The 25,790-nt window shown below is 59.8% G+C and carries 26 protein-coding genes and 1 other RNA gene; 6 read left to right on the forward strand and 21 right to left on the reverse strand.

What is annotated here, in order from left to right; all coding sequences use genetic code 11:
- Positions 1-11 precede the first annotated feature (11 nt).
- The 12 genes from murG to rsmI form a co-directional block, all read right to left on the reverse strand.
- Positions 12-1,082, reverse strand: a complete 1,071-nt coding sequence (murG, locus tag TMS3_RS18780) for an undecaprenyldiphospho-muramoylpentapeptide beta-N-acetylglucosaminyltransferase (protein ID WP_025166836.1) — start codon at positions 1,080-1,082, stop codon at positions 12-14.
- Entirely contained in the window at positions 1,072-2,298 is a 1,227-nt protein-coding gene (gene ftsW / locus TMS3_RS18785; RefSeq protein WP_025166837.1) for a putative lipid II flippase FtsW, read from the reverse strand. Before ftsW ends, murG begins: the two co-directional genes overlap by 11 nt.
- On the reverse strand, positions 2,298-3,644 hold the full coding sequence (murD, locus tag TMS3_RS18790) for a UDP-N-acetylmuramoyl-L-alanine--D-glutamate ligase (protein WP_025166838.1): 1,347 nt from the start codon (positions 3,642-3,644) through the stop codon (positions 2,298-2,300). The genes ftsW and murD overlap by 1 nt, the downstream gene beginning before the upstream one ends.
- A gap of 7 nt (positions 3,645-3,651) precedes the next feature.
- Positions 3,652-4,734, reverse strand: coding sequence for a phospho-N-acetylmuramoyl-pentapeptide-transferase (gene mraY / locus TMS3_RS18795; protein WP_025166839.1), 1,083 nt, complete (start codon positions 4,732-4,734; stop codon positions 3,652-3,654).
- A complete protein-coding gene (locus TMS3_RS18800; protein WP_025166840.1) occupies positions 4,735-6,114 on the reverse strand; it encodes a UDP-N-acetylmuramoyl-tripeptide--D-alanyl-D-alanine ligase in 1,380 nt (459 codons plus the stop codon).
- The gene (locus tag TMS3_RS18805) at positions 6,107-7,570 is read right to left on the reverse strand and encodes a UDP-N-acetylmuramoyl-L-alanyl-D-glutamate--2,6-diaminopimelate ligase (protein ID WP_025166841.1); all 1,464 of its coding nucleotides are present in this window, start codon (positions 7,568-7,570) and stop codon (positions 6,107-6,109) included. The genes TMS3_RS18800 and TMS3_RS18805 overlap by 8 nt, the downstream gene beginning before the upstream one ends.
- A complete protein-coding gene (locus TMS3_RS18810; protein ID WP_025166842.1) occupies positions 7,570-9,300 on the reverse strand; it encodes a peptidoglycan D,D-transpeptidase FtsI family protein in 1,731 nt (576 codons plus the stop codon). Before TMS3_RS18810 ends, TMS3_RS18805 begins: the two co-directional genes overlap by 1 nt.
- On the reverse strand, positions 9,300-9,593 hold the full coding sequence (gene ftsL, locus TMS3_RS18815; protein ID WP_025166843.1) for a cell division protein FtsL: 294 nt from the start codon (positions 9,591-9,593) through the stop codon (positions 9,300-9,302). The genes TMS3_RS18810 and ftsL overlap by 1 nt, the downstream gene beginning before the upstream one ends.
- Positions 9,590-10,531 (reverse strand): 16S rRNA (cytosine(1402)-N(4))-methyltransferase RsmH, encoded by a 942-nt coding sequence (gene rsmH, locus TMS3_RS18820; protein WP_200929714.1) that lies wholly within the window; start codon positions 10,529-10,531, stop codon positions 9,590-9,592. Before rsmH ends, ftsL begins: the two co-directional genes overlap by 4 nt.
- A 2-nt stretch (positions 10,532-10,533) precedes the next feature.
- The gene (gene mraZ / locus TMS3_RS18825; RefSeq protein ID WP_025166845.1) at positions 10,534-10,989 is read right to left on the reverse strand and encodes a division/cell wall cluster transcriptional repressor MraZ; all 456 of its coding nucleotides are present in this window, start codon (positions 10,987-10,989) and stop codon (positions 10,534-10,536) included.
- Between the two features lie 309 nt (positions 10,990-11,298).
- Positions 11,299-11,657: RNase P RNA component class A (rnpB, locus tag TMS3_RS19470), an RNA gene on the reverse strand.
- A 40-nt stretch (positions 11,658-11,697) separates the two neighbouring features.
- The gene (rsmI, locus tag TMS3_RS18830; RefSeq protein WP_029866481.1) at positions 11,698-12,603 is read right to left on the reverse strand and encodes a 16S rRNA (cytidine(1402)-2'-O)-methyltransferase; all 906 of its coding nucleotides are present in this window, start codon (positions 12,601-12,603) and stop codon (positions 11,698-11,700) included.
- Between the two features lie 90 nt (positions 12,604-12,693).
- Between rsmI and TMS3_RS18835 the strand changes: the two genes are divergently transcribed.
- The 4 genes from TMS3_RS18835 to TMS3_RS18850 are packed head-to-tail and all read left to right on the forward strand — an operon-like array spanning position 12,694 to position 16,030.
- Positions 12,694-14,505 (forward strand): penicillin-binding protein activator, encoded by a 1,812-nt coding sequence (locus tag TMS3_RS18835; protein WP_025166847.1) that lies wholly within the window; start codon positions 12,694-12,696, stop codon positions 14,503-14,505.
- A complete protein-coding gene (locus TMS3_RS18840) occupies positions 14,505-14,876 on the forward strand; it encodes a YraN family protein (protein ID WP_200929720.1) in 372 nt (123 codons plus the stop codon). Before TMS3_RS18835 ends, TMS3_RS18840 begins: the two co-directional genes overlap by 1 nt.
- A 30-nt stretch (positions 14,877-14,906) precedes the next feature.
- On the forward strand, positions 14,907-15,500 hold the full coding sequence (locus tag TMS3_RS18845) for a phosphoheptose isomerase (protein WP_025166849.1): 594 nt from the start codon (positions 14,907-14,909) through the stop codon (positions 15,498-15,500).
- A complete protein-coding gene (locus TMS3_RS18850) occupies positions 15,497-16,030 on the forward strand; it encodes a BON domain-containing protein (RefSeq protein WP_025166850.1) in 534 nt (177 codons plus the stop codon). The genes TMS3_RS18845 and TMS3_RS18850 overlap by 4 nt, the downstream gene beginning before the upstream one ends.
- Before the next feature lie 51 nt (positions 16,031-16,081).
- On the opposite strand, the gene TMS3_RS18855 is transcribed toward TMS3_RS18850, so the two are convergent.
- The 7 genes from TMS3_RS18855 to rplM form a co-directional block, all read right to left on the reverse strand.
- On the reverse strand, positions 16,082-16,495 hold the full coding sequence (locus TMS3_RS18855) for a ClpXP protease specificity-enhancing factor (protein WP_025166851.1): 414 nt from the start codon (positions 16,493-16,495) through the stop codon (positions 16,082-16,084).
- Positions 16,496-16,512: 17 nt separating this feature from the next.
- Complete coding sequence (locus tag TMS3_RS18860; protein WP_025166852.1) at positions 16,513-17,130, reverse strand: glutathione S-transferase N-terminal domain-containing protein; 618 nt, start codon at positions 17,128-17,130, stop codon at positions 16,513-16,515.
- 90 nt (positions 17,131-17,220) lie between these two features.
- Positions 17,221-18,000 carry a cytochrome c1 gene (locus tag TMS3_RS18865; RefSeq protein WP_025166853.1) on the reverse strand — a complete coding sequence of 260 codons (780 nt, stop codon included), beginning with the start codon at positions 17,998-18,000 and terminating at the stop codon, positions 17,221-17,223.
- Positions 18,000-19,211: a cytochrome b gene (locus TMS3_RS18870; RefSeq protein WP_025166854.1), complete on the reverse strand. Its 1,212-nt coding sequence runs from the start codon at positions 19,209-19,211 to the stop codon at positions 18,000-18,002. Before TMS3_RS18870 ends, TMS3_RS18865 begins: the two co-directional genes overlap by 1 nt.
- A complete protein-coding gene (gene petA / locus TMS3_RS18875) occupies positions 19,211-19,804 on the reverse strand; it encodes a ubiquinol-cytochrome c reductase iron-sulfur subunit (RefSeq protein WP_025166855.1) in 594 nt (197 codons plus the stop codon). Before petA ends, TMS3_RS18870 begins: the two co-directional genes overlap by 1 nt.
- 254 nt (positions 19,805-20,058) lie before the next feature.
- Entirely contained in the window at positions 20,059-20,451 is a 393-nt protein-coding gene (gene rpsI / locus TMS3_RS18880; RefSeq protein ID WP_025166856.1) for a 30S ribosomal protein S9, read from the reverse strand.
- 14 nt (positions 20,452-20,465) lie between these two features.
- Positions 20,466-20,894, reverse strand: coding sequence for a 50S ribosomal protein L13 (gene rplM / locus TMS3_RS18885; protein WP_025166857.1), 429 nt, complete (start codon positions 20,892-20,894; stop codon positions 20,466-20,468).
- A gap of 247 nt (positions 20,895-21,141) precedes the next feature.
- Between rplM and TMS3_RS18890 the strand changes: the two genes are divergently transcribed.
- Positions 21,142-22,179, forward strand: a complete 1,038-nt coding sequence (locus tag TMS3_RS18890) for an NADP(H)-dependent aldo-keto reductase (protein WP_025166858.1) — start codon at positions 21,142-21,144, stop codon at positions 22,177-22,179.
- A gap of 84 nt (positions 22,180-22,263) precedes the next feature.
- Here the strand turns inward: TMS3_RS18890 and TMS3_RS18895 are convergent, their stop codons facing one another.
- Positions 22,264-23,400, reverse strand: coding sequence for an acyl-CoA dehydrogenase family protein (locus TMS3_RS18895; RefSeq protein WP_025166859.1), 1,137 nt, complete (start codon positions 23,398-23,400; stop codon positions 22,264-22,266).
- 295 nt (positions 23,401-23,695) lie between these two features.
- Here TMS3_RS18895 and TMS3_RS18900 point away from each other — a divergent pair, with 295 nt between their 5' ends.
- Complete coding sequence (locus tag TMS3_RS18900; protein WP_200929721.1) at positions 23,696-24,601, forward strand: GlxA family transcriptional regulator; 906 nt, start codon at positions 23,696-23,698, stop codon at positions 24,599-24,601.
- A gap of 52 nt (positions 24,602-24,653) precedes the next feature.
- On the opposite strand, the gene zapE is transcribed toward TMS3_RS18900, so the two are convergent.
- Positions 24,654-25,748, reverse strand: a complete 1,095-nt coding sequence (gene zapE, locus TMS3_RS18905) for a cell division protein ZapE (RefSeq protein WP_025166861.1) — start codon at positions 25,746-25,748, stop codon at positions 24,654-24,656.
- Positions 25,749-25,790: the final 42 nt, after the last annotated feature.

Raw genomic sequence — 25,790 nt, forward strand, 5'->3', positions numbered from 1 at the left:
CTTTCTGGTTCTCAACCACGGGCCACCTCCAGGCAAATCTCGACCACATTGCGGGTGGCATCGGGCCTGGCCAGACGTCGCGCTGTGCTAGCCATTTGGTTCAATCGTTCGGAGTGCATCAAAACCTCGGTCAACTGTGTGGCCAGCGTGGCGGCGTCAGTGGTGCCTTGCGGCAGAAGGACAGCGGCGCCCTCTCTGGCGAGATAGCCGGCGTTTTGCGTCTGGTGATCGTCGATCGCGTGGGGCAGCGGCACCAGGAAGGATGGCAGCCCGGCGGCGGCCAGTTCGCTGACGGTCAAGGCGCCGGCGCGGCACACCACCAGATCGGCCCAGGCATAGGCGCGCGCCATATCCTTGATAAAAGGCGCGACCTGCGCTTCGACGCCCGCCGCGCGATAACGTTCGCCAGTAATTGCGTCGTGCTGCTTGCCCGCCTGATGGAACACCTCGGGGCGCAATTCGGCCGCCACTCCAGCCAAGGCTTCTGGCAGCAATTTATTCAGCGGTTCGGCCCCCAGGCTACCGCCCAGCACCAACAGCCGCGGGCGGCGATTGAGCAACGATTCACGCGGGGTTTCCAGAAACAGCTCCTCGCGTACCGGGTTACCGGTAGTACGGCGTTTAGCCGAAGCGCGGAAGGTATTCGGGAAGGCCTCGCAGACGCGACTGGCAAACGGCACCAGGCTGCGATTGGCGGTACCGGCCACGGCGTTCTGCTCGTGGATGATCAACGGCGCGCCGGACAGTTTGGCGGCCAAGCCGCCGGGACCGGTGACATACCCGCCCATGCCGAGCACGCAGACTGGCTGCAGCTCACGCACGACTTTGCGTGCCTGGAACAGCGCCTTGAGCAGCTGGAAAGGCGCTTTGAGCAAAGACAACTTACCCTTACCGCGCAGCCCGCTGACGTTGATCAGGTGCAGCGGCAGACCGGCGGCCGGCACCAGTTCGTTTTCGATGCCCCGCGGCGTCCCCAGCCAATGTACACGGTAGCCGCGCGCCTGGAACTCGCGAGCACAGGCCAGCGCCGGGAACACGTGGCCACCGGTGCCGCCGGCCATGATCAGCACATTACCGGGCATGCTTCACCTCCACGGCATCATGCCCCTCAAGGAAATCCGACTCTTTGAAGTCTGCTTCCTCGCTGCCCAGCTCGGTGCGTCGCTCCCACTCGATACGCAGCAGCAGCGCCAGGCTGACGCAGCAGATCACCAGGGAACTGCCACCATAGCTGAGGAACGGCAGGGTCAAGCCCTTGGTCGGCAGCAGGCCGACGTTTACCCCAATATTGATCAGCACCTGGCCAATCCACAGAAAAGCCAAGCCGTAGGCGACATAAGCGGAGAACAACTGTTTGGCCTTCTCCGCCCATAGGCCGATGTACAGGGCGCGCACGCTGACGAAGACGAACAGAGCGACGGTGGCTAGTGCCCCGACCATGCCCAGTTCTTCGGCGAGCACGGCGAAGACGAAGTCGGTATGCGCTTCCGGTAGATAGAACTGCTTCTGCACGCTGTTACCCAGACCTACCCCGAACCATTCGCCGCGACCGAAGGCGATCAACGCCTGACTCAGCTGATAGCCGGCGCCGAACTGGTCAGCCCAGGGGTCGACGAAATTGGTCAGGCGTTGCATGCGGTAGGACTGCCCCGTCATCACCAGGGCACCGGCGGCCAATACGCCGGCGGCCAGCGGGATGAAGCGCCACAGGTTGACCCCGCCGAGGAACAGCATGGCGATCGAAGCGCCAACCAGCACCACGGTCGCGCCGAAGTCCGGCTCGGCCAACAGCAGGCCGGCAATGGGCGCGAGCACCGCCAGAGGCTTGAGAAAGCCGATCAGTCTCTCGCGCACCTCGGTTTGCCGGCGCACCAGGTAGCCCGCCAAGAACAACACGGTGAACAGCTTGGCCAGTTCGGAAGGCTGCACGTTGAACATGCCGAAGCCGATCCAGCGATTCGCACCATTGACCTCACGACCGATCCCCGGCAGCAGCACCATGATCAGCAGAGCTACGGCCATGAGCAGCAGGGTTCCACCGAAACGCTGCCAGAACGCCATCGGCACCAGCAGGGTCACCACGCCGGCAGACAGCCCCAGCACCAGGTAAATAAGATGACGGAGCATGTGGTAGAGCGGATTGCCAGTCAGTGCCGCGGCGACTTCCGTCGATGCCGAGGTGATCATCACCAGCCCAAGCCCCAGCAGAGCCAGGCAGCCAGCCAGCAACGGGAAGTCGAGATCGATACCGCGACGGGTATGCAGGGGTGACGGGGCGGCGAGCAGGCGGGCAAGCATCAGTTCAGACCCTCCACGGCAAGGGCGAACAGGCGACCACGCTCTTCAAAATTCTTGAACATGTCGAGGCTGGCGCAAGCCGGCGACAGCAGCACGGCATCGCCCGTCTGCGCCAGTTCAGCACAACGCTGCACGGCCTCCTGCAGACTGCTCACCCGGACTATTGGCGCGGCACCATCAAGCACCGCCGCCAAACGCTCGGCATCACGGCCCAGCAACACCACGGCGCGGCAAAATTTGCCCACCGGCCCGCGCAGTGCCGAGAAATCCGCGCCCTTGCCATCACCACCGGCAATCAGCACCAGCTTGCCGGCGATATCCGCCCCAAGCCCGTCGATGGCGGCCAGAGCGGCGCCGACATTGGTCGCCTTGGAGTCGTCGTAGTAGCTCACGCCATGACGCTCGCCGACCCATTGGCAGCGGTGCGGCAGGCCGGCGAATGTTTTCAGGGTCGCCAGCATCGGCGCGAACGGCAGGCCTGCCGCATGCCCCAGCGCCAGGGCCGCGAGGGCGTTGGACTGGTTATGGGCGCCGCGAATTTTCAGCTCGCGCACCGGCAACAGCGCATCGAACTGGAAGGCCAGGCATTTCTCGCCGTGCTCCTCGAGCAGGCCGAAGCGCTTGAAGTCCGGCTTGCCCAGGCCAAAGTTCCAGCACGGTAGCTGATCGGCAACCAGCGGCCGCGACAAGGCGTCATCGCGGTTCACCACCACTTGCTTGGCGCCACGGAAGATCCGGTGCTTGGCCAGGTGATAGGCCGGCAGCCCGCTGTAGCGATCCATGTGGTCTTCGCTGATGTTCAGGCAGGTCGCCACTTCGGCATTCAGCAGATCGGTGGTTTCCAGCTGGAAGCTGGACAGCTCCAGCACGTACAACTCGACGTCATCGGCTAGCAAGTCGAGTGCCGGCGTACCCAGGTTGCCACCCACGGCGACTTTCTTGCCGGCCGCTGCAGCCATCTCTCCAACCAGGGTGGTGACCGTACTTTTCGCGTTAGAGCCGGTGATGGCGATGATCGGCGCCTTGGCATAACGGGCGAACAGATCGATATCGCCCGACAGTTTGACGCCCCGTCTGGCGGCTTCCTGCAGTGCCGGTGTAGCGACCGCCAAACCGGGACTGATCAACAACTCGCTGGCCCGGCAGAGGAATTCCACGTCCAGTTCGCCGCAACGCACTTCCACCTGCGGGAACTGTTCGCGCAGGGCGCTCAACTCCGGCGGGTTCGCTCGCGTATCGGCCACGGCAAAGCGCATACCCTGGCGCGCCAGAAAGCGCACCAGGGACATGCCGCTCTTGCCGAGGCCGACAACGATGCGGAAGTGGTCAGAAGCGATCAGGCTCATACAGTCCTCAGCGCAGTTTAAGAGTGGCTAAACCGACCAGCACCAGGATCACCGTGATGATCCAGAAGCGCACGATCACCCGCGGCTCCGGCCAGCCTTTAAGCTCGAAATGGTGATGAATCGGCGCCATGCGGAACACCCGCTTGCCGGTCAACTTGAAGGATGCGACCTGGATGATCACCGACAGGGTTTCCATCACGAACACCCCGCCCATGATGAACAGCACCACTTCCTGACGGACGATCACCGCGATGGTGCCCAGTGCCGCGCCCAGCGCCAGCGCTCCGACGTCGCCCATGAAGACTTGCGCCGGGTAGGTGTTGAACCAGAGAAAACCGAGACCGGCCCCCACCAGCGCGGCGCAGAACACGATCAGCTCACCGGCGCCCGGCAAATAGGGGATCAGCAGGTAATCGGCGAAATTCACGTTACCCGACAGGTAGCAGAAGATCCCCAGCGCGCCGCCGACCATCACGGTCGGCAGGATGGCCAGACCATCCAGACCATCGGTCAGGTTCACCGCATTGCTCGAGCCGACGATGACGAAGTAGGTCAGCACCACGAATCCCGCGCCCAGTGGAATACTCACGTCCTTGAGCAGCGGCAGGATCAGGGTGGTCTCCAGCGGGCTCTGTGCGGTCATATAAAGGAAGAGCGCCGCTCCCAGGCCGAACACCGACTGCCAAAAATACTTCCAGCGGCTTGGCAGGCCGCGTGAATCCTTCTCGATCACTTTGCGGTAGTCATCGACCCAGCCAATGGCACCGAACAACAGGGTGACGGCCAGCACCACCCATACATAGCGGTTGCTCAAGTCGGCCCAGAGCAGCGTGCTGATGGCGATGGCCGATAGAATCAGTGCACCGCCCATGGTCGGCGTGCCCTTCTTCGACAGGTGCGACTGCGGGCCGTCGTTGCGCACCGACTGGCCAATCTGGCGGACTTGCAAGGTACGGATCATCCACGGCCCCAGCCACAGCGATAACGCCAGCGCCGTCAATACGCCGAGGATGCCGCGCAGTGTCAGGTACTGGAACACGGCGAAACCCTTGTGGAACTGTTGCAGGTACTCCGCCAGCAGCAGCAGCATTTAGTGACTCTCCCCGGATATGCCACACAGCGCCGCGACGACTTTTTCCATCGCTGCGCTGCGTGAACCTTTAATTAGAATGGTGGTATCGCCCTGCTCAGCGCGAAGCGCTTCGATCAGGCTGGCTTGTTCGGCGAAGTGCCGGCCATTTACTGCAAATTCTTCGACCGCATAAGTCATCAACGGACCAACCGCGTAAAGCGCATCGACTTTACCCTGCGCATAACGCCCAACATCACGATGGCCTTGCTCGGCCCACGCCCCCAACTCGCCCATATCGCCGAGCACCAGAACGGTGCGACCGGAAAAGCCGGCGAGTATATCAATGGCCGCGCAAATCGAGGCGGGGTTGGCGTTGTAGCTGTCATCGATGACTCGCACGCCATTCGTCGCCAGCTGCGCTACACCGCGACCTTTGACTGGTTGCAGGTTTTCCAGCCCGGTCTTGATATCGACCAACGGCACTGCCAGGGCATGTGCTGCGGCGGCTGCCGCCACGGCATTGGCGACGTTGTGCTGGCCCAGAAGGTTGAGCTGAATACGCGCCTGACCTTCGGCGCAATGCAGGCTGAAGGCCAAACAACCGCGTGCATCGCACGCTAGATCGAGGGCATGGAAATCTGCGTCGGGATTGCTCAGGGCAAAGCTCAACACTTGCCGCCCCTTGGCGCGCAGCTTCCAGGTGAGGAACGCCGGGTCATCCAGGTTCAGCACTGCGACACCGTCGGCTGTCAGGCCTTCGAGAATCTCACCTTTGGCCTCGACGATTTTTTCCGGGCCGCCAAACTCGCCAACGTGCGCCGTGCCGGCATTGGTAATGATTGCCACATCGGGCCGAGTCAGCCCTACTGTGTAACGGATTTCACCAACTCGCGAGGCGCCCAGTTCGATCACCGCAGCGCGGTGCGCAGGCGCCAGCTCCAGCAGCGTCAGGGGTGCGCCAAGGTCATTATTCAAATTGCCACGGGTCGCCAATACCTCGCCGCCCTGCCCGACGCATGCCGCACGCAGAATACTGGCGAGCATTTCCTTGACCGTCGTCTTGCCGCTGGAGCCGGTAACTGCCGCCAATGGTCCGCCATAGGCCTGACGATTCAGCGCCGCCAGCTGACCGAGCGCCCGGCGGGTATCACCGACCAGCAACTGCGGCAGCGGGGCATTCGCCACTTCACGCTCGACCAGGGCGGCCACCGCGCCTTGGGCGGCAACATCGGCCAGGTAATCGTGACCATCGAAACGCGGGCCGCTCAGGGCGACAAACAACTGTCCCGGTTTAATCGCTCGACTGTCGGTACTGACCGCATCGAAGCTGCAATCCTCGCCAAACAGACGGCCATTCAGCGGCAGTGCCACTTCGCTCAAACGCAAGGCCTTAAGCATGCCCGACCTCCCATGCCACTAAGGCTTTACCAGCTTCGTCGAGATCGGAGAAGGGCTGACGCTCGCCGTTGATTTCCTGATAATCCTCGTGCCCCTTACCGGCCAACACCAAGACATCGTCCGCCTCTGCCTCGCCGATCAGCTGGGCAATTGCCTGGCCCCGGCCATGCATGAAGCGCACACGTTCCGGTGCACTGAACCCCGCGCGGATATCGCTGAAAATCTGTTCCGGCGCCTCGCTGCGCGGATTGTCATCGGTCACCAGCACGCCATCGGCCAAACGCTCAACCACCGCAGCCATCAACGGACGCTTGCCGCGATCACGGTCGCCGCCACAGCCGAACAGGCACAACAAGCGCCCCTGAACGTGTGGGCGCAGAGCCTGCAGAACTTGCTCCAGGGCATCTGGGGTGTGCGCGTAGTCGACCACCACCAGCGGCTGCTTGATCCCGCCCAAGCGCTGCATGCGTCCGACAGGCCCCTGCAGACGCGGCAACACCTTGAGAATTTCATCGAGTGGATAATCCATTCCGAGCAACGCACCGACCACGGCCAGCAGATTGCTCAGGTTGAAGCGCCCGAGCAAGGAACTACGCAGACTGCCTTCACCGCGCGGAGTGACCAGTCTGGCGCGCACGCCCTGATCGTCGAACTGGGCCTCACGGCAATACAGATAAGCACTGGAGTCTTCCAGGCTATAGCTGATCAGACGCGACTCCAGCTGATCCTCGGCCAACTTGCGCCCGGCGGCATCATCTATATTCAGTACCCGGCAGCGCAGACCTGGGCGCCGGAACAGCATGAACTTGGCTTCGGCGTAAGCTTCCATCGAACCGTGATAGTCCAGATGGTCGCGCGACAGGTTGGTAAACACCGCCACATCGAACGCCAGCGCCGCAACCCGGCCCTGATGCAGTCCGTGCGAAGAGACCTCCATAGCCACCGCGCGGGCGCCGGCCTTTTTCAAATCGGCCAGCGTCGCCTGTACGCCGATCGGGTCCGGCGTGGTGTGACGGCCGAGCGCCAGGGCGTTATAAAAGCCGTTACCCAAGGTGCCGACGATGCCGCAGCGCTGACCGAGCAGGTCCAGGGCCTGGGCCAGCAGCTGGCTAACGCTGGTTTTACCGTTGGTGCCGGTGATGCCCACCAGATGCAGCCCACGACTCGGCTCACCATAAAAACGCCCGGCGATCGCCGACAACTGCCCGGCCAGGCCCTTGATCGCCACCAGTTCGGCGCTGCCACGGACAATAGTCGGCGCCCCGTCGGCCTCATAGGCCACTGCAGCAGCCCCGCGCGCGATTGCATCGGCGATATGCAGGCGACCATCCTGCTGGCCGCCCGGCACGGCGAGGAACAGATCGCCGGGACGCACTTTACGGCTATCCAGAGTCAGCTCACGGATCAGCCCGGCGCTGGCAGCTTCAGGCAATAATTGATTGAGAGGCATGGGCATCAGATACGCCCTCCTTTGTCTGCGTTCACCGCCGTCACCTGCGACTCGACGGGTGGCGGCAAGTTGTCTGGCGCGATGTTCATCAGACGCAGCGCCCCGGCCATCACCTTGCCAAACACCGGGGCCGACACCAGGCCGCCGTAGTAGCCACTCTTGCTCGGCTCGTCGATCACTACGGCAATCGCAATACGTGGGTTAGCCGCTGGCGCGAAACCGGCGAACAGCGAACGGTAGGCGTTTTCTCGGTAACCCTTGCTGCCCACGCTCACCTTGCGCGCCGTCCCGCTCTTGCCGGCAACGTGGTAACCCGGCACCTGGGCGCGGAACACACCACCAGGCGCTTCGATCACCTGCTGCAGCATGCCTTGCAGGGTCTGGGCGACATCTTCTGGAATCACTTGCACACCCTCGTCCAGCCGATCCACCCGGGTCAGCGATAACGGCACCATGCGCCCACTGTTACCCAGGACGGAATAGGCGTGCGCGAGCTGGACTGCAGTCACTGACAGGCCGTAGCCATAGGACAGGGTCGCGGTTTCCGCCTGATGCCAGTTGCGATGGTTGGGCAGGTTGCCGACCCGCTCGCCGGGGAACCCCAGCCCGGTATCCTGCCCCAGACCGACCTGCTGCATGACGGCATAGATCGCCTCGCCACCAATATCGAAGGCGATCTTGCTCATGCCGACGTTGCTCGACTTGATCAGGATGTCGGTGAGGCTCAGCGGACCATTGGCGCGTGAGACGTCGCGAATGGTATAGCGGCCAATGCGCAACGAACCCGGATAGACATCGACCGTGTCGCTCGGCTTCCAGCGGCCGCTTTGCAGCGCAGCACTCATCGAGAAGGGCTTCATGGTCGAGCCAGGTTCGAACACGTCGATCAATGCCCGATTACGCATGGCCGCCGGCTGCAGATTGCGGCGATTGTTTGGGTTGTAAGTCGGCTGGTTGACCATGGCCAGCACTTCGCCGCTCTTCACATCAACCATCACCAGGCTTCCGGCCTTGGCGCCAAATTCGATCAACGCATTGCGCAACTCGCGATGCGCCAGGTACTGCAGACGCAGGTCGACAGACAACGCCAAGGCCTTGCCAGGCTTGGCATTCTGCGCGACCTGAACATCCTTGATCAGGCTGCCTCGGCGGTCCTTGAGCACTTGACGCTTGCCTGGCACACCAGCCAGCCACTCATCGAATGCCAACTCCATGCCCTCGCGACCACGATCGTCGATATCGGTAAAACCGATCACGTGGGCGGCCACTTCACCCGCCGGGTAGAAGCGCCGGAACTCTTCGATGGCGTAGACGCCCGGCACCTTCAGGTCGAGCACCTGCTGACCCTTTTCAGGCGTCAGGCCACGCACCAGGTACATGAACTCGCGCTCGCGATTTTGCTCCAAACGCGCCGCCAGAACCTTGGCATCCTGGCCCAGGGCTTTGGCTAACGTGCCCAATTGCTCGCGAGCCTTGTACAGTTCCTTGCCATTGGCCCACAACGTAGTCACCGGGGTGCTCACGGCCAACGGTTCGCCATTGCGATCGGTGATCAGGCCACGGTGCGCGGGAATAGGAATATGTCGCACGCTGCGCGCATCGCCGTGAGCCTGCAGGAAGTCCCGATCGATCACCTGCAAGTCGACGATACGCCAGGCAATCGCCCCGACCATCAATGCCAGAAGTAACAGCACCAAGCGGAACCGCCAGGGATAGAGAGCGCCTTCGAGCTTGATCATGGCGCCACCATGCGCACTTCGGCGGCGTCGGGAATACGCATGCTCAGCTGTTCGCGGGCCAAGGCTTCGATACGATTATGTGCCGTCCAGGTGCTCTGCTCGAGAATCAGGCGCCCCCACTCGGCCTGCGCCTTGTCGCGGACACTTAGCTCGGCATACAGACCGTTAAGCAACTGGCGATTCCAGTGGGCACTATAAGAAACCGCCAGGGCCGAACCGAGCACGATAAGAAACAGCACCAGCATCAGCAGGCTGCCGCGCGGGATAGGCGAGGCAAATACCGCGCTCATCGCACTTTCTCCGCCACACGCATCACCGCACTGCGCGAACGTGGATTGGCCTTCAATTCGGCTTCCGAAGCAAACTGCGGCTTGCCGATCAGCTTCAGACGAGGCTGAAACGCTTCTGGAATGATGGGCAGATCACGCGGCAACTTATCCGCTTCACCCTTGGCATGCTTGCGCATGAAGAGCTTGACGATACGATCCTCCAGCGAATGAAAACTGATCACCACCAGCCGCCCACCAACCTCAAGTGCCTCCAGCGCGGCGTCGAGGCCATGCTCCAGATCGCCCAATTCGTTATTGATATAAATACGCAAACCCTGAAAAGCACGAGTCGCAGGATTCTTGCCTTTCTCCCACGCAGGGTTGGCAACCGTAAGCACTTGAGCCAAGTCGGCGGTGCGCTCAAACGGTCGTTCGGCACGACGCTGCACCACGGCGCGCGCCATGCGCTTGGCGAACCGCTCCTCACCGTACTCTTTGAAAACCCGGGCGATCTCTTCTTCACTGGCGCTGGCAATCCACTGCGCAGCACTGACGCCACGGCTCGGGTCCATGCGCATATCCAGAGGACCGTCGTTGAGAAAACTGAAACCACGCTCGGCATCGTCCAGCTGCGGCGATGAGACCCCCAGATCGAGGAGAATCCCACTCACCTTGCCGGCCAGGCCACGGACAGCGGTTTCTTGATCAAGTTCCGCAAAACTACGCTGCACAACGACAAAGCGGCCGTCTTCGGCCGCTAGCGCATTCCCCGTCGCAATCGCCAGGGGATCTTTATCGAACCCCAATAAATGGCCGTCTGGCCCCAGCCTTTCAAGAATCAGCCGACTGTGCCCACCCCGCCCGAAGGTACCATCCAGATAGCAGCCATCCGCCCGCACGCAAAGCCCATCGACGGCTTCATCGAGCAACACAGTTATATGGCGAAAGCTATTAGTCATAGTCACAGGATCAGGTCACGTAAGTCGTCGGACAAAGCACCCGGCTGCTTGATGGCGGCCAAATCGGCATCGGCCACCGCATTCCAGGTGTCTTCATCCCACAGTTGAAATTTGTTGAGTTGACCAACCAGCATCGCGCGTTTATCCAGCTTGGCGTACTCGCGCAAACGCGGCGGCACCAGAAAACGACCGCTGGCATCCAGCTCCAGGTCGACGGCATTGCCGATCAGCAATCGCTGCAAGCGGCGGTTTTCCTCACGAAAGGACGCCAGCTCACGTAACTTGCTCTCGATCAGCTCCCACTCGGCCAGTGGATAGACACAAAGACAGGGGTCGATAGCGTCGATGGTAACGATGAGCTGACCCGCACAACGCGACACGAGCTCGTCCCGATACCGACTTGGCATCGCGAGTCGCCCTTTGGCGTCGAGACTGATGGCGTTAGCTCCACGAAACACGACTGCGCTTCCCCTTGAATTAGCTATCCATGCCCTAAAAAACCCACTTCATGCCACTTTTTACCACCTGCGCACACTATAGGAACGCGCACACCCCACCGTCAAGGCGCGCCACAGGGGAAAAACCCTTATAGAACGGCGATTTAGCAAGCTAAGGCGGGGTAAAAACGCAGGATGACGAGAAGCGCACCAGCTAAAATTCAGGCACAACAGCAGCCTGAACTTCAGACTTAAAGTGATTTATTAAGAGTAAGATTTTTTCGGTCTTAAAAAGGCGGGATTAAAGGTGAAGCGAAGGGCAGAAAAAAGGTGGAGAGTCGATCTGTAAGCCGGGTTCTGTCGAGGACAGTCATTCCTCTACGACGTACATCACTGCACGCCTTTAGCAACCTACCCGGTTCCAGCGCGGGCCACGCCAATGGAACCCTATTTGGTCTTGCTCCGAGTGGGGTTTGCCTAGCCACGGACTGTTACCAGCCGTGCGGTGCGCTCTTACCGCACCTTTTCACCCTTACCGGCGCCGAAACGCTTAGGCGGTTATTTTCTGCGGCACTTTCCGTAGGCTCACGCCCCCCAGGCGTTACCTGGCACTCTGCCCTATGGAGCCCGGACTTTCCTCCCCCACATTTCGCAGAACGAAACGCGGCAGCGACTGTCCGATCGACTCTCCGCCGCCAAGGGTAGCGACACCGGCCCTAGAGAACAAGCTCAAACGCTCTTCTGCTGCTGCAAAGCCACTTGATAGAGCAGATTCTTGCGCACTCCAGTGATCTCTGCCGCCAAGGCCGCCGCACGCTTGAGCGGCATTTCCTCAAGCAGCAGATTAAGCACGCGCAGCGCCTCAACACTCACCGCCGCCTCACCCTCAGGTGCCTGCCAACCGGCAACCAACACCACGCACTCGCCACGCTGCTGATTGCTATCGCCGGCCACCCATGCGCACAACTCCGCCAATGGCGAGCCCTTCAGCGTCTCGAAGGCCTTGGTCAGCTCACGCGCGAGCACTGCCGGACGCTCACCCCCGAAGACCTCCCGCATATCCTCCAGCGACTCGAGAATACGATGCGGCGCCTCGTAGAAAATCAGCGTGCGCGACTCTTCTTTTACCTGCTCCAGGCGGGCGCGTCGCGCCGCCGTCTTGGCCGGCAGAAAACCCTCGAAAATAAACCGATCGGATGGCAAACCTGCGGCCGACAAGGCTGCGATCAAGGCACAGGCACCCGGCACCGGCACCACGGTGATTCCCGCCGCACGCGCCTGACGCACCAGATGATAGCCAGGGTCGGAAATCAACGGCGTGCCCGCATCGGAAATCAGCGCCAGGTCGTCGCCAGCCTGCAGCCGCGCGAGAAAGCGCCCCCCCTGATCACGCTCGTTGTGCTCATGACACGCCACCAGCGGCGTCGATATGCCGAAATGCTGCATCAGGCGCGCGGAATGACGCGTATCCTCAGCCGCAATCACTGCCACTTCATTGAGAACCTTGAGCGCCCGGGCACTCAGATCTTCCAGATTACCAATAGGTGTAGCGACCACAAAAAGGCGGCCCAGGGCGAGTAAAGGCGCAGCGGGAGCAGTCACAGCACAAGCCTCTTCATTCACGAAAGCGCGCATTGTAGCCCGTTTCACACCATCGACATCGCGTCGCCGCCCGCGCTTGGTTACAATTCGACGTTCATTTGATCAAGTATCAGGAACGCTTACATGATCGCCTGCCTGCGCCTCCTCTCCACCCTCTGCCTTGTCGGCCTGCTCGCCGCCTGCGCCAACTCGCCATCTTCCTCTCTCGGCGAACTGCCGCGTACCCCTCAAGCCAGCGTCGAGCAACTGCTGCAACAGGCCGGAGATAGCCAGTCCGAACAAGCGACCTTGCTACGCTTGTCAGCCGCCGACCTGGCCTACCAGCAGAAAAACCTGGGGCGCGCCATTCAGATTCTCGAGCAGGTGCAACTGGACCAGCTGAAACCCGCCCAACAGGTATATGCCAGCACCTTGAGCGCAGAACTGGCACTGGCCCGCAACAAACCCAAAGCCGCCTTGCGCGCCCTTAGCCATCCCAGCCTGGAGCGCCTGGGCGAGCTGCCCATTGAGCAGCAAATCCGCACTCAGCTGGCCCGCGCTCAAGCCCTGCAAGAAGACGGACAACCTCTCGCTGCCGCCCGCGAGCGAGTGTTCATCGCCCCCCTGCTCACAGCCGCGGCAGCCAAGCGCAACCACGAAACCATCTGGACACTGGTCAGCAGCCTGCCGCCCGAGACGCCACATACCGAGAACGATGCAGACCTGGCCGGCTGGCTGAGCCTGGCGCGCGCCTCACAGACCGCAGGCACGCTAAAGCAACAGCAAGCCGCCATCGACGGCTGGCGCATGCAACACCCCGAACACCCAGCCGCACGGCAATTACCGCAAGCACTGGACGAACTCCTGGCCCTTTCCAGCCAGCCTCTGAGCGAAATAGCCCTGCTGCTGCCGCAGGAAGGCCAACTTGCCTCAGTCGCACGCGCTCTGCGGGACGGCTTTCTTGCCGCGCACTACCAAGCACAACAGGCCGGGCAGAACCCACCGAACATTCAACTGTACGACAGCTCGCGCCTCAGCTCGCTGGACGACTTCTACCGCCAGGCCCAAGCAGCAGGCGTGCAACTGGTCATCGGCCCACTGGAAAAACCACTGGTCAAACAACTCAGTGATCGCGAACAGCTACCGATCACCACACTGGCACTGAACTACAGCGATGCCGGCCAGGAGGGTCCCGCCCAGCTGTTCCAGTTCGGCTTGGCCGCCGAAGATGAAGCCCGTGAAGTGGCTCGCCGCGCCTGGGCCGACGGCATGCGTCGCGCAGTTGCCCTGGTACCACGCGGGGAATGGGGCGATCGTGTGCTCGCCGCCTTCCGCCAGAGCTGGCAGGCCGCTGGCGGCACACTGATCGCCGCAGAACACATCGCCGAACCCGTTGAACTGGCGCAACAGATCGCCAACCTGTTCCAATTGCGCGAAAGTGAAGCCCGCGCCAAGAGCCTGCAAAGCACACTGGGCACAGGCGTCGATGCGCAACCGGCACGACGCCAGGACGTCGACTTCATTTTCCTCGCGAGCACCCCGCAACAAGCCCAACAAATAAAACCCACCCTGGCCTTCCAGTACGCCGGTGACGTGCCGGTCTACGCGACCTCGCACCTGTTCACCGGCAATCACAGCCAGGCCCAGTACAAAGACCTCAACGGCATTCGTTTTTGCGAAACGCCTTGGCTACTAGGGGTTAACGACCCGCTACGGCAACAAGCCGACAGCCAATGGCCTCAAGCCGGGGGCAGTCTTGGCCGACTCTACGCCATGGGCGCCGACGCCTATCGCCTGGCACCACGCCTCGACCAGCTCAAGGCACTGCCCGGCACCCAGATCAACGGACTGTCCGGCAAGCTGAGCCTGAACCCTGCGCAACGCATCGAACGCCAGCTGCCATGGGCCGAGTTCCGCGACGGCCAAGTGCAGCGCCTGCCCGACACCCCCATTTGATCGATCACAGCAGCAGCCAAAGCAGCGGCAAGGCGGCGGAGACCCTCGCCCGCCAGCACCTGGAGCAACAGGGACTGCGCCTATTGGCGCAGAACTGGCACTGTCGCCGCGGCGAGCTCGATCTGGTCATGCTCGACACGGATACAGTAGTATTCGTCGAGGTACGCTACCGGCGGCACGCCGCCTGGGGTGGCGCCATTGAGAGCGTTGACGCGCGCAAGCGTGAAAAGCTGACGATAGCCGCAATGCACTTCCTGCAACAGGAATCGCGCTGGGCCAAGCACCCATGCCGCTTTGACGTGATTGCCATCAACAGCAAAGGTAACTCTGCTCCGCAACTGAACTGGATTCAAAACGCCTTTGATACCTGAGCAGACACAACACTGAAGGTTATATCTCCAATGGAAATGCAAGCCCGTATTCGCCAGCTGTTCCAAGCCAGCATTGAAACCAAGCAACAGGCCATGGAAGTGCTCGTGCCATTCATCGCACAGGGCAGCCAAGCCATGGTTCAGGCACTGCTCAGCGAAGGCAAGATCCTCACCTGCGGTAACGGCGGCTCAGCCGGCGACGCTCAGCATTTCTCCTCTGAACTGCTCAACCGTTTCGAACGTGAACGCCCCAGCCTTCCAGCCATCGCCCTGACTACCGACAGCTCAACCATCACCTCGATCGCCAACGACTACAGCTACAACGAGATATTTTCCAAACAGATTCGCGCCCTCGGCCAACCGGGTGACGTACTCCTGGCCATCTCCACCAGCGGCAACTCGGCCAACGTGATCCAGGCCATCCAAGCAGCCCATGACCGCGAAATGACCGTGGTTGCCCTGACCGGTCGCGATGGCGGCGGCATGGCCTCCCTGCTACTTCCCGAAGATGTCGAGATACGCGTGCCCTCGAAAGTCACCGCACGCATCCAGGAAGTCCACCTACTGGCGATCCATTGCTTGTGCGACCTGATCGACAGCCAACTATTTGGGAGTGAAGAATGACCCGCACGCCACTGATACTTGCCACTCTTGCACTCAGCCTGCTTCTTTCCGGCTGTGGCAGCCGCAGCATTGGCAACAAGATCGATGACCAGTTCATCGACCCTGAAGTCAGCGCTAATATTTCGCGAGCGCATGCCGACCTGACCAGCCCCTCCTCGCATATCGTGGTCACCAGCTATAACGGCGTCGTACTGCTCGCAGGGCAAACCCCACGCAGTGAACTCAAAGCCGCCGCCGAACAAGCCGCACGCAAGGTACAGGGCGTCAGAAAGGTGCATAACGAGCTGCAGGTCCTGCAGCCGACCTCGGTTCTCGCGCGCAGCAACGACTCCCTGCTAACCACCAAGGTCAAGGCGCAAATGCTCGCCGACAGCAGCGTGCCGGGATCACGCATCAAGGTAGTCACAGAGAACGGAATCGTTTACTTGCTCGGCCTGGTTACACATCTGGAAGCCAATCACGCTACCAGCCTGGTGCAGAGCGTCTCTGGCGTGCAGAAAATCGTCAAACTGTTCCAGTACACCGATTGAACCCAGCCAGCAGCACATACAAAAAAGGCGACCCGAGGGTCGCCTTTTTGTTTACTTAACCACTTTCAGACTGGGCCGGCCACTCGGTCGCGGCGGCTCGCCATCTGGCGGACCTTGATCACCCGGACCTTCGTCCTCCTCGTCATCCGGCACCGGCGGCTCCAAGTCAAAGACCATGCCTTGACCGTTCTCCCGCGCATAGATCGCCAGCACCGCCGCAGCCGGAACATACAGGCTGTGCGCCACACCACCAAAACGCCCCTCGAAGCTCACCGCCTCGTTATCCATGTGCAGATGACGCACCGCACCTGGCGATACGTTAAGGACTATCTGCCCATCACTGGCGAAGCCTGGTGGCACCTGCACCCCTGCAAACTCAGCATTGACCAACAGGTGCGGAGTGCAATCGTTATCGACGATCCACTCATACAGAGCCCGAACCAGATAGGGACGACTAGAGTTCATCAAGGCCTCCTATGGCGTTAACGCATATCTCGTTCAACGGTGGACAGACTGATTTGAAAGGCCTCGCGAGCAAACTGACGCTCCATATAATCAAGCAGCGGCTTAGCCGGCTTCGGCAGCTCAATACCCAACACCGGCAGACGCCAGAGAATTGGCAACAAGCAACAATCTACCAGACTCAACTCCTCACTGAGGAAGAACGGCTTGTCGACGAACAGCGGCGAAACCCCCGTCAGACTCTCACGCAACTCCTTGCGGGCCTGTACGCGCGCAGGCTCCTTGCTTCGCGAATCCAGAATCAGATCCACCAAAGCACACCAATCTCGTTGAATGCGATGAATCAGCAAGCGACTGTTAGCTCGCGCTACCGGGTACACCGGCAACAGTGGCGGATGCGGGTAGCGCTCATCCAGATACTCCATCACCACAGTCGATTCATACAACGCCAAATCACGATCAACCAGGGTAGGCAGACTGGCGTAAGGATTGACTTCCAGCAGACTCGGCGGGCAACGGCCCGGCTCCACACTGATGATTTCGGCGCTGACACCCTTCTCGGCGAGCACGATACGTACACGGTGGGAATAGTGGTCAGCGGGGTCGGAGTAACAGGCCAACCGATTGGTCACGCCCATGGCGGTCCTCCTCGCTTATTTAGGTTATGTGAAGCAGAAAAACCTGCGCGCCCATAGGGGCGCGCAGGTCAACAAAGGAGAAGCAACAGTTTAGTGCACGTCCTTCCAGTATTCGCGCTTGAGCAGGTAAGCAAATACGAAGAAGAAAGCCAGATACAGCAGAACGTAGGTGCCTATACGCTGACTTTTCAGCGCCACCGGGTTAGCCGAGTAGGCCAGGAAAGTCACTAGATTCTTGATTTTCTCGTCGAACGCCTCTTCACTCAGCGCACCGGTTTTCGGCTCGATAGTCAACTGATCGCAACCCTCGTGGGTAATCGGCGTACCGGTCAACGGGTCGAACTGTTTCTTACCATCCTCAACAACCTGTACCTGCTTGCAACCAATGTACTGACGACCCTGCAGCCCAACCAGCACGTTCGGCATGCCGACGTTGGGGAACACCTTGTTATTAGCCCCCAACGGACGGGTCGGGTCTTCATAGAAGGTTCGCAGATAGGTATACAACCAATCGGTACCTCGCACGCGAGCAACCAGCGTCAGATCCGGTGGCGCTGCGCCAAACCAGGCCTTGGCATCGTCAGGGCGCATACCGATCTTCATGTGGTCACCAATCTTGGCGCCGCTGAAAACCAGATTATCAAGCATCAACTCGTGCGGAATACCCAGATCATCGGCAACCCGCTCGTAGCGCTGGAACTTCGCACCATGACAACCCATGCAGTAGTTGGCGAAAGTTCTCGCGCCATCCTGCATGGCAGCCTTATCGGTCAAGTCGATGTCTACTTTGTCCAGCTCATAGCTGCCAGCGGCACCCAGAGCCAAGGCGGGCATAGCAGCGATAACCAGTGCAGCAAATAGCTTCTTCATCAGCCCGTCACCCTTTCCGGAACCGGTTTAGTCTTCTCCATCCTGGTGTAGAACGGCATCAGGATGAAGTAGGCGAAATACAGCGCGGTGCAGACCTGCGACAACAGGGTGCGGCCCGGTGTCGGAGCCAACACGCCCAACACACCAAGGATCACGAAGGACACGCAGAACAGCAACAACCAGATCTTGCTCATCCAGCCCTTGTAACGCATCGACTTGACCGGACTGCGGTCCAGCCAGGGCAATACGAACAGCACAGCAATAGCGGCGCCCATGGCGATGACACCGAGCAGCTTGTCCGGCACCGCGCGGAGAATCGCGTAGAACGGAGTGAAGTACCACACCGGCGCAATGTGCTCAGGGGTCTTGAACGGGTTGGCCTGCTCGAAGTTCGGCTTCTCCAGGAAGTAGCCACCCATTTCAGGGAAGAAGAACACGATGAAGCAGAAAATGAACAGGAACACTACGACGCCGACGAGATCCTTGACGCTGTAGTACGGGTGGAACGCGATACCGTCTAGCGGTATACCGTTCTCATCTTTCTTCTTCTTGATGTCGACGCCATCCGGGTTGTTTGAACCAACCTCGTGCAGCGCCAGAATGTGCAGCACTACCAGACCGAGAATCACGATCGGCAGCGCAACTACATGCAGTGCAAAGAAGCGATTGAGGGTGATCCCGGAGATCAGGTAGTCCCCCCGAATCCACTGAGTCAGGTCGTCGCCGATCACCGGAATGGCACCGAACAGCGAGATGATCACCTGGGCCCCCCAGTAGGACATCTGCCCCCACGGCAACAGATAGCCCATGAAGGCCTCCGCCATCAGCAGCAGGTAGATCAGCATGCCGAAGATCCACACCAGCTCACGCGGCTTCTGGTAAGAGCCATAGAGCAGGCCGCGGAACATGTGCAGGTACACCACGACAAAAAACGCCGAGGCGCCAGTGGAGTGCAGGTAACGCAAGATCCAGCCGTGCTCCACATCACGCATGATGTACTCGACCGAAGCAAACGCCTCTTCGGCCGAGGGCGTGAAGCTCATGGTCAGCCAGACGCCGGTGACGATCTGGTTAACCAGCACCAAGAGTGCTAAGGAGCCAAAAAAGTAGAAGAAATTGAAGTTCTTCGGTGCGTAATACTTGCTCAGATGGTCTTCCCACATCTTGGTCGCGGGGAAGCGTGCATCCACCCATTCCATGAACTTACTCATCAAGCTTGCTCCTGATCCTGACCGATGATGATCACATCGTCCGACTCGTACATGTGCGGCGGCACCGGCAGGTTCAGGGGCGCAGGCTGGGCCTTATAAACGCGACCAGCGAGGTCATAACGCGAACCATGGCACGGGCAGAAGTATCCACCAACCCACTCAGCACCCAAATCGGCTGGAGCCACTTCCGGACGGAACGCTGGCGAGCAACCCAGATGGGTACAGATACCGACTAAAAGCAGGACTTCCGGCTTGATCGAACGGGTTTTCGGGTCGACATAAGTCGGCTGAACCGACGCCTGGGAGTCAACATCCGCTAACTGGGGCTCGAGTTTGGTCAAGTTACCGAGAATTTCTTCGGTACGGCGCACGATGAACACCGGCTGCCCCCGCCACTCAGCAACCATCTGCTGGCCCGGCTCGACCTTACTGACGTTCACCTTCACCGCTGCACCGGCAGCCTTGGCTTTGGCACTCGGGAACCATGACCCCACGAACGGGACCGCGGCCCCCACCGCTCCTGCAGCACCCACCACGGAGGTGGCCGCCACCAAGAAGCGCCGCCGGCCTGCATTCACGCCGTCATTGCTCATTCAGTCGTCTCCCATCAACTTTGCGGCCTGTTATTCAGGCCTCTACTAATTAAATTTCGGGTCACGCAAAAAATTCGCCAAATGGTAAAGAAAAGCCCCTTACCTGACAAGGTAATTACCCCACCCAAAGCGGCTCAACACCTTGCCAGACGCGGCATCTAAGGCTGCGGCATGTTGTCACAGACCAGGTGATCGCGCATAAAAAACGCCCAGCTCCGGAAGGAAACTGGGCGTTTTTGAACGCAGAAAGCGAATTAACGCTTGGAGTACTGCGGACGCTTACGCGCTTTACGCAGACCAACCTTCTTACGCTCGACTTCACGCGCATCACGAGTCACGAAGCCTGCTTTACGCAGAGCCGGACGCAGCGATTCGTCGTAGTCCATCAGGGCACGAGTGATACCGTGGCGAATTGCGCCAGCCTGACCACTCACACCACCACCGAGAACGGTAACGTAGATGTCGAACTTCTCGGTCATCTCGGTCAATTCAAGCGGCTGGCGAACTACCATGCGGGCAGTTTCGCGACCGAAGAACGTATCCAGAGTGCGATTATTGATGGAGATTTTGCCAGTACCAGCACGCAGAAAAACGCGAGCGGTTGCAGTCTTGCGACGGCCAGTGCCGTAATTTTGAGTCGCCGACATAATGAACTATTCCGTTAAAACTTCAGTTCTTGGGGCTGCTGAGCAGTATGAGGGTGTGCAGTGCCCGCATAGACTTTCAGCTTACGATACATGTCGCGACCCAGCGGGTTCTTAGGCAGCATGCCCTTGACCGCGGTCTCGATCACGCGCTCAGGAGCTTTGGCGATCAGCTTTTCAAAGTTGATCGACTTGATCCCGCCCGGAAAACCGGAGTGTGAGTAGTAGATCTTGTCGGTGGTCTTAGCACCGGTAACGCGGATCTGCTCAGCATTGATCACGACGATGTAATCACCGGTATCAACGTGCGGAGTGTACTCCGGCTTGTGCTTGCCACGCAGACGGCTCGCAATCTCGGTGGCCAGACGACCCAGGGTCTGACCAGCAGCGTCGACGACGAACCAGTCGCGCTTAACTGTTTCCGGTTTAGCAGTAAAAGTCTTCATTCTTTATAGCCTCAGGGGCCGCCCTGATAAATTAGACGGCGGATCTTACTGAATAGTGCGTACTTTGACAAGTCAAAGGCAGCCGGATACAGACGCTATCGGGGGCTCGGGTCAGCGCGTCCGTCACACGGCAAGATTCTTCGGCAGGCGGCGCATCACTTCCACTGCAGAAAGAGGTGCGCAATTATGCCGATTGCGAAAATAATTTCAAGCTGCTTGTATGAATGCTTTGCCGAAGGAAAACCCAATGGACTATCGCCAACTAGGTCGAACCGACCTCAATGTCAGCGCCCTGTGCCTCGGCACCATGACCTGGGGCGAACAGAACAGCGAGTCGGAAGCGCACACCCAGATCAGTCGCGCCAAAACTCATGGCATCAATTTCATCGACACCGCCGAAATTTACCCGGTGCCGCCTCGCGCCGAAACTTACGGCATGACCGAGCAGATCATCGGCAATTACTTCAAGCAATGCGGCGATCGCGCCGACTGGATTCTGGCCAGCAAAGTTGCCGGCCCAGGCAATGGCATCGATTACATTAGAGATGGCCAACTCAAGCATGACTACAAGCACATAACCGCGGCCCTCGACGCCAGCCTGCAGCGCCTGCGGACCGACTGGATAGACCTCTATCAACTGCACTGGCCAGAGCGTCCGACCAACTTCTTCGGCCAACTCGGCTACCAACACCAGGACAGCGAGTTCACGCCACTGGAAGAAACCCTGGAGGCACTCGACGAACAGGTCAAAGCCGGCAAGATTCGTCATATCGGCCTATCCAACGACACGCCCTGGGGCACCATGAAGCTCCTGCAACTGGCAGAAAGTCGTGGCTGGCCACGTGCGGTATCGATCCAGAATCCATACAACCTGCTCAATCGCAGCTTTGAAGTCGGCTTGGCGGAAATCGCCATCCGAGAAAACTGCGGACTCCTGGCGTATTCCCCCATGGCCTTCGGCATGCTCTCCGGCAAATACGAGAACGACGCGCGCCCGCCCAACGCACGACTCAGCCTGTTCAGCCGCTTCTCCCGCTACACCAACCCCCAATCCGTAACCACCTGCTCGCGCTATGTAGCCCTGGCTCGCGAACACGACTTGAATCCGGCACAGATGGCCCTGGCCTTTGTCACCGCCCAGCCGTTCGTGACCAGCAACATCATCGGCGCGACGACCCTGGAGCAACTTGATGAAAATCTGGCCAGCAGCGAGCTAAAGCTTAGCGATGACGTATTGGCCGGCATCGAGGCGATTCACAAGTCACAACCCAACCCCGCCCCCTAAGAACCCCAGGTGTTCGTTCAGCCATGAAAAAGCCCGGCATCTGCTATATCGGGCTTCCCATACTCGAGCGAAATACGCTCGCACCTATAAGGAGCGCGCAATAATCTCCTTCATGATTTCATTGGTCCCTGCGTAGATGCGCTGTACACGGGCGTCAGCCCAGGCGCGCGCAACCGGGTACTCCCACATGAAGCCGTAGCCTCCGTGCAACTGCACGCACTCATCCAGCACCTTGCACTGCAGGTCAGTGCCCCAGTACTTGAGCATGGCCGCAGTCGGCACATCCAATTTGCCTTGCAGGTGCAACTCCAGACAGCGATCGACAAACACCCTGCCTACCTGAATCTCCGTGGCCATCTCAGCCAGCTTGAAGCGGGTGTTCTGGAAGTCGGCAATAGCCTTACCGAACGCCTTACGCTCTCGGGTGTAGTCCAAGGTCCACTGCAGTGCAGCCTCGGCCGAGGCTAGCGCACCGACACCGACAGTCAGGCGCTCCTGCGGCAACTCCTGCATCAGGTAAGCGAAGCCCATACCAGCCTGCCCGAGCAGGTTCTCCTTGGGCACGCGCACGTCCTGAAAGAACAACTCGGAGGTGTCCTGAGCCTTCATCCCGACCTTTTCCAGGCGCTTGCCTTTGGAGAAACCCGGAGAGTCGGCCTCAACCAGAAACAGGCTGGTGCCCTTGGCGCCGGCCTTCGGATCAGTCTTGGCGACGACGATCACCAGGTCGGCCAGATAGCCATTGGTAATGAAGGTCTTCGAGCCGTTAATCACGTACTCGTCGCCATCCAGCACTGCCGTGGTTTTCACACCCTGCAAGTCGGATCCCGCGCCCGGTTCGGTCATGGCGATAGCCGTGACCATTTCGCCCGAGACCAGCTTGGGCAGGTACTTATGCTTCAGGGCCTCGGACCCATAATGCAGGATGTAGGGCGCAACAATATCGGAGTGCAAGGAGAAACCAATCCCGGTCAACCCTAAGCGCCCCACCTCCTCGATCACCACGGTGCTGTAGAGAAAATCCGCGGCCATACCGCCATATTCTTCGGGAATGTGCGAACAGAGCATCCCGGCCTCGCCCGCCTTGTTCCACAGCTTACGGTCGATATGGCCATCCTTCTCCCACTGCTGATGAAAGGGCACGGCCTCCTGCTCGAGAAACTTGCGCACACTGTCGCGAAATAGCTCATGGTCGGAACTGAAAATAGTTCTTGGAATCATGCTGGCACCTAAGAAAGCGGTCTGAGACCTGCGTTGGCAAGCCACGACTCTATGGCAGTAGAACCCTCCATCACACTGGACACATACGCCAAAAAATAAGACGATCCAGCCGTATCGTGACCACTTTACCCCTAAGAAGCCTCAAGCCACCTCAGAGGCAATAAGGTTCAGCCCTTAACCCATAAGAACAATAACGATGACTATTGCGCAGCCCACACCACTCAAACGCGTCAGCATTCTCGCCACCGAAGGTGTATTCGCCTCGACCCTGATGCAGGCTAAAGACTTCTTTCACATGGCCAGCCTGCGCTACGGTAAGCAACAGGGTCTCGGCCTGACGCCGACCTTCGACATTCGCCTGGTCAGCCCGGACGGACAGGCAGCGCGCAGTTTCAGCGGTGTATTGATGCCGGTTGATGGCCCCCTGGATCACGCCGACCTGATCATCCTCCCCGCCTTTTGGGACGACTTCGACGCACTCTGCCAACGCCACCCACAGGTACTCAGCTGGCTCAAAGAACGCCACGCATCCGGCAGCGTGATCTGTGGCGAAGCCACTGGCGTGTTCTGGATGGCGCAGGCCGGGTTACTCGATGGCAAGGAAGCGACCACCTACTGGCGCTTCTTCAACGAATTCACCGAACGCTTCCCCAAAGTGCTGCTAAATCAGGAAAAACACCTCTCCGATGCCGACAATCTGTACTGTGCCGGCGGCGTTACCTCGGCTTGCGACCTGTATATCTACCTGATCGAACGCTTTTGCGGCGCCAGCGTGGCGCAAGGCGTGGCCCGCGATATCCTCTATGAGGTGCAGCGCAGCTACACCCCTGGACGTATCGGATTTGGCGGACAGAAGCTGCACCACGACCTGATCATCCTGCAGATCCAACAATGGCTGGAAGATCACTTCGCCGACAAGTTCCGCTTCGAGGACGTCGCCCGCGAACACGGCATGAGCATCCGCAACTTTATGCGGCGCTTTCAAGCGGCTACCGGCGACAAGCCCCTGCACTACCTGCAGCGGTTACGCATCGAAACCGCCAAGGGTTTACTCAGCGCCACTCGCAAGAGCATCAAGACCATCAGCTACGAAGTCGGCTATGACGATGCCAGCTTCTTCGCCCGCCTGTTCCGACAGCACACCGAACTGTCACCCAACCAGTACCGCCGCCAGTTTCACCACCAGGACAGCCCCGCCTGATTGCACCCAACAAAAAGGCCGCCCATCGGCAGCCTTTTCAGTGAATCGCGGATCAGGGTTTGTGCGCCCGTGAGAGAAACTCATGGGACTGCATTTCCAGCAGCCGACTCAAGGTACGCTGGAACTCGAAGGTCAGGCGGCCACCGGTGTAGAGGTCTTTCAGCTCCACTTCGGCGGAAATAATCAGCTTGACGTTGCGGTCGTAGAACTCATCCACCAGATTGATAAAACGACGCGCCATGTCTTCCTTGGCCACGCTCATCTGCTCGACATTGGAAATCAGTACGGCGTGGAAAATCTTGCCAAGCTCGATGTAGTCGTTCTGACTGCGCGGGCCATCGCACAGTTCGCGAAACTCAAACCAGGCCACGTCATCACCGACTTTGCGCGCGGTAATCGCCCGATTCTCGATCATCAACGGCTCATCCACCTGCACCGAGCAATGCTCGGGCAACAGGCTGGTGAAGCTCTTCTGCAGGCTTTCTTCGGCCGCCGCATCCAGCGGCCAGTGGAACAACTCGGCCTGCTCCAGGGCGCGCAGGCGGTAGTCGACGCCGCTGTCGACGTTGACGATCTCGGTGTGCTGCTTCAGCAGGGCGATGGCCGGGAGAAAGCGCGCACGCTGCAAACCATCCTTGTACAGACCGTCCGGCACTATGTTGGACGTTGCTACCAGAGTGACACCGTTCTTGAACAGCTCCTCCAGCAGCATGGCGAGAATCATCGCATCGGTAATGTCGGAGACAAAAAATTCGTCGAAGCAAATCACCCGTGCCTCATCGGCAAAACGCCGACCGATGATCGTAAGCGGATTCTTCTCGCCCTTGAGCGTGCGCATTTCCTCATGCACCCGCTTCATGAAGCGATGGAAGTGCGTGCGCATCTTCTGCTCGAACGGCAGGGCATCGAAGAAGGTATCGACCAGATAGGTCTTGCCACGCCCGACACCGCCCCAGAAGTACAGGCCTTTTACCGGCCCCTGGGGTTTCTTGCCAAAGAGCTTGCCGAGCAACCCGGTCTTGCTCTGCCCATCAGCCACCAGCTCGTCGTACAGACGCTGCAGATGGCGCACTGCAGTTTCCTGAGCAGCGTCATGGAAGAAGTCAGGGCGTTCGAGGTCGGCCTGATAGCGCTCTAGCGGTGTCATATTCGTTAGCCAGGCAAGTAAAAACGGGGCCGACACTTTAGC

Origin of the sequence: Pseudomonas taeanensis MS-3, assembly GCF_000498575.2 — a bacterium.
Taxonomy (GTDB): Bacteria; Pseudomonadota; Gammaproteobacteria; order Pseudomonadales; family Pseudomonadaceae; genus Aquipseudomonas; species Aquipseudomonas taeanensis.

Coding starts and splice junctions, on each gene's coding strand:
- murG (WP_025166836.1), bottom strand. CDS start 1,082: ATGCCCGGTAATGTGCTGATCATGGCCGGCGGCACCGGTGGCCACGTG.
- ftsW (WP_025166837.1), bottom strand. CDS start 2,298: ATGCTTGCCCGCCTGCTCGCCGCCCCGTCACCCCTGCATACCCGTCGC.
- murD (WP_025166838.1), bottom strand. CDS start 3,644: ATGAGCCTGATCGCTTCTGACCACTTCCGCATCGTTGTCGGCCTCGGC.
- mraY (WP_025166839.1), bottom strand. CDS start 4,734: ATGCTGCTGCTGCTGGCGGAGTACCTGCAACAGTTCCACAAGGGTTTC.
- TMS3_RS18800 (WP_025166840.1), bottom strand. CDS start 6,114: ATGCTTAAGGCCTTGCGTTTGAGCGAAGTGGCACTGCCGCTGAATGGC.
- TMS3_RS18805 (WP_025166841.1), bottom strand. CDS start 7,570: ATGCCCATGCCTCTCAATCAATTATTGCCTGAAGCTGCCAGCGCCGGG.
- ftsL (WP_025166843.1), bottom strand. CDS start 9,593: ATGAGCGCGGTATTTGCCTCGCCTATCCCGCGCGGCAGCCTGCTGATG.
- rsmH (WP_200929714.1), bottom strand. CDS start 10,531: ATGACTAATAGCTTTCGCCATATAACTGTGTTGCTCGATGAAGCCGTC.
- rsmI (WP_029866481.1), bottom strand. CDS start 12,603: ATGCGCGCTTTCGTGAATGAAGAGGCTTGTGCTGTGACTGCTCCCGCT.
- TMS3_RS18835 (WP_025166847.1), top strand. CDS start 12,694: ATGATCGCCTGCCTGCGCCTCCTCTCCACCCTCTGCCTTGTCGGCCTG.
- TMS3_RS18845 (WP_025166849.1), top strand. CDS start 14,907: ATGGAAATGCAAGCCCGTATTCGCCAGCTGTTCCAAGCCAGCATTGAA.
- TMS3_RS18850 (WP_025166850.1), top strand. CDS start 15,497: ATGACCCGCACGCCACTGATACTTGCCACTCTTGCACTCAGCCTGCTT.
- TMS3_RS18855 (WP_025166851.1), bottom strand. CDS start 16,495: ATGAACTCTAGTCGTCCCTATCTGGTTCGGGCTCTGTATGAGTGGATC.
- TMS3_RS18860 (WP_025166852.1), bottom strand. CDS start 17,130: ATGGGCGTGACCAATCGGTTGGCCTGTTACTCCGACCCCGCTGACCAC.
- TMS3_RS18865 (WP_025166853.1), bottom strand. CDS start 18,000: ATGAAGAAGCTATTTGCTGCACTGGTTATCGCTGCTATGCCCGCCTTG.
- TMS3_RS18870 (WP_025166854.1), bottom strand. CDS start 19,211: ATGAGTAAGTTCATGGAATGGGTGGATGCACGCTTCCCCGCGACCAAG.
- petA (WP_025166855.1), bottom strand. CDS start 19,804: ATGAGCAATGACGGCGTGAATGCAGGCCGGCGGCGCTTCTTGGTGGCG.
- rpsI (WP_025166856.1), bottom strand. CDS start 20,451: ATGTCGGCGACTCAAAATTACGGCACTGGCCGTCGCAAGACTGCAACC.
- rplM (WP_025166857.1), bottom strand. CDS start 20,894: ATGAAGACTTTTACTGCTAAACCGGAAACAGTTAAGCGCGACTGGTTC.
- TMS3_RS18890 (WP_025166858.1), top strand. CDS start 21,142: ATGGACTATCGCCAACTAGGTCGAACCGACCTCAATGTCAGCGCCCTG.
- TMS3_RS18895 (WP_025166859.1), bottom strand. CDS start 23,400: ATGATTCCAAGAACTATTTTCAGTTCCGACCATGAGCTATTTCGCGAC.
- TMS3_RS18900 (WP_200929721.1), top strand. CDS start 23,696: ATGGCCAGCCTGCGCTACGGTAAGCAACAGGGTCTCGGCCTGACGCCG.
- zapE (WP_025166861.1), bottom strand. CDS start 25,748: ATGACACCGCTAGAGCGCTATCAGGCCGACCTCGAACGCCCTGACTTC.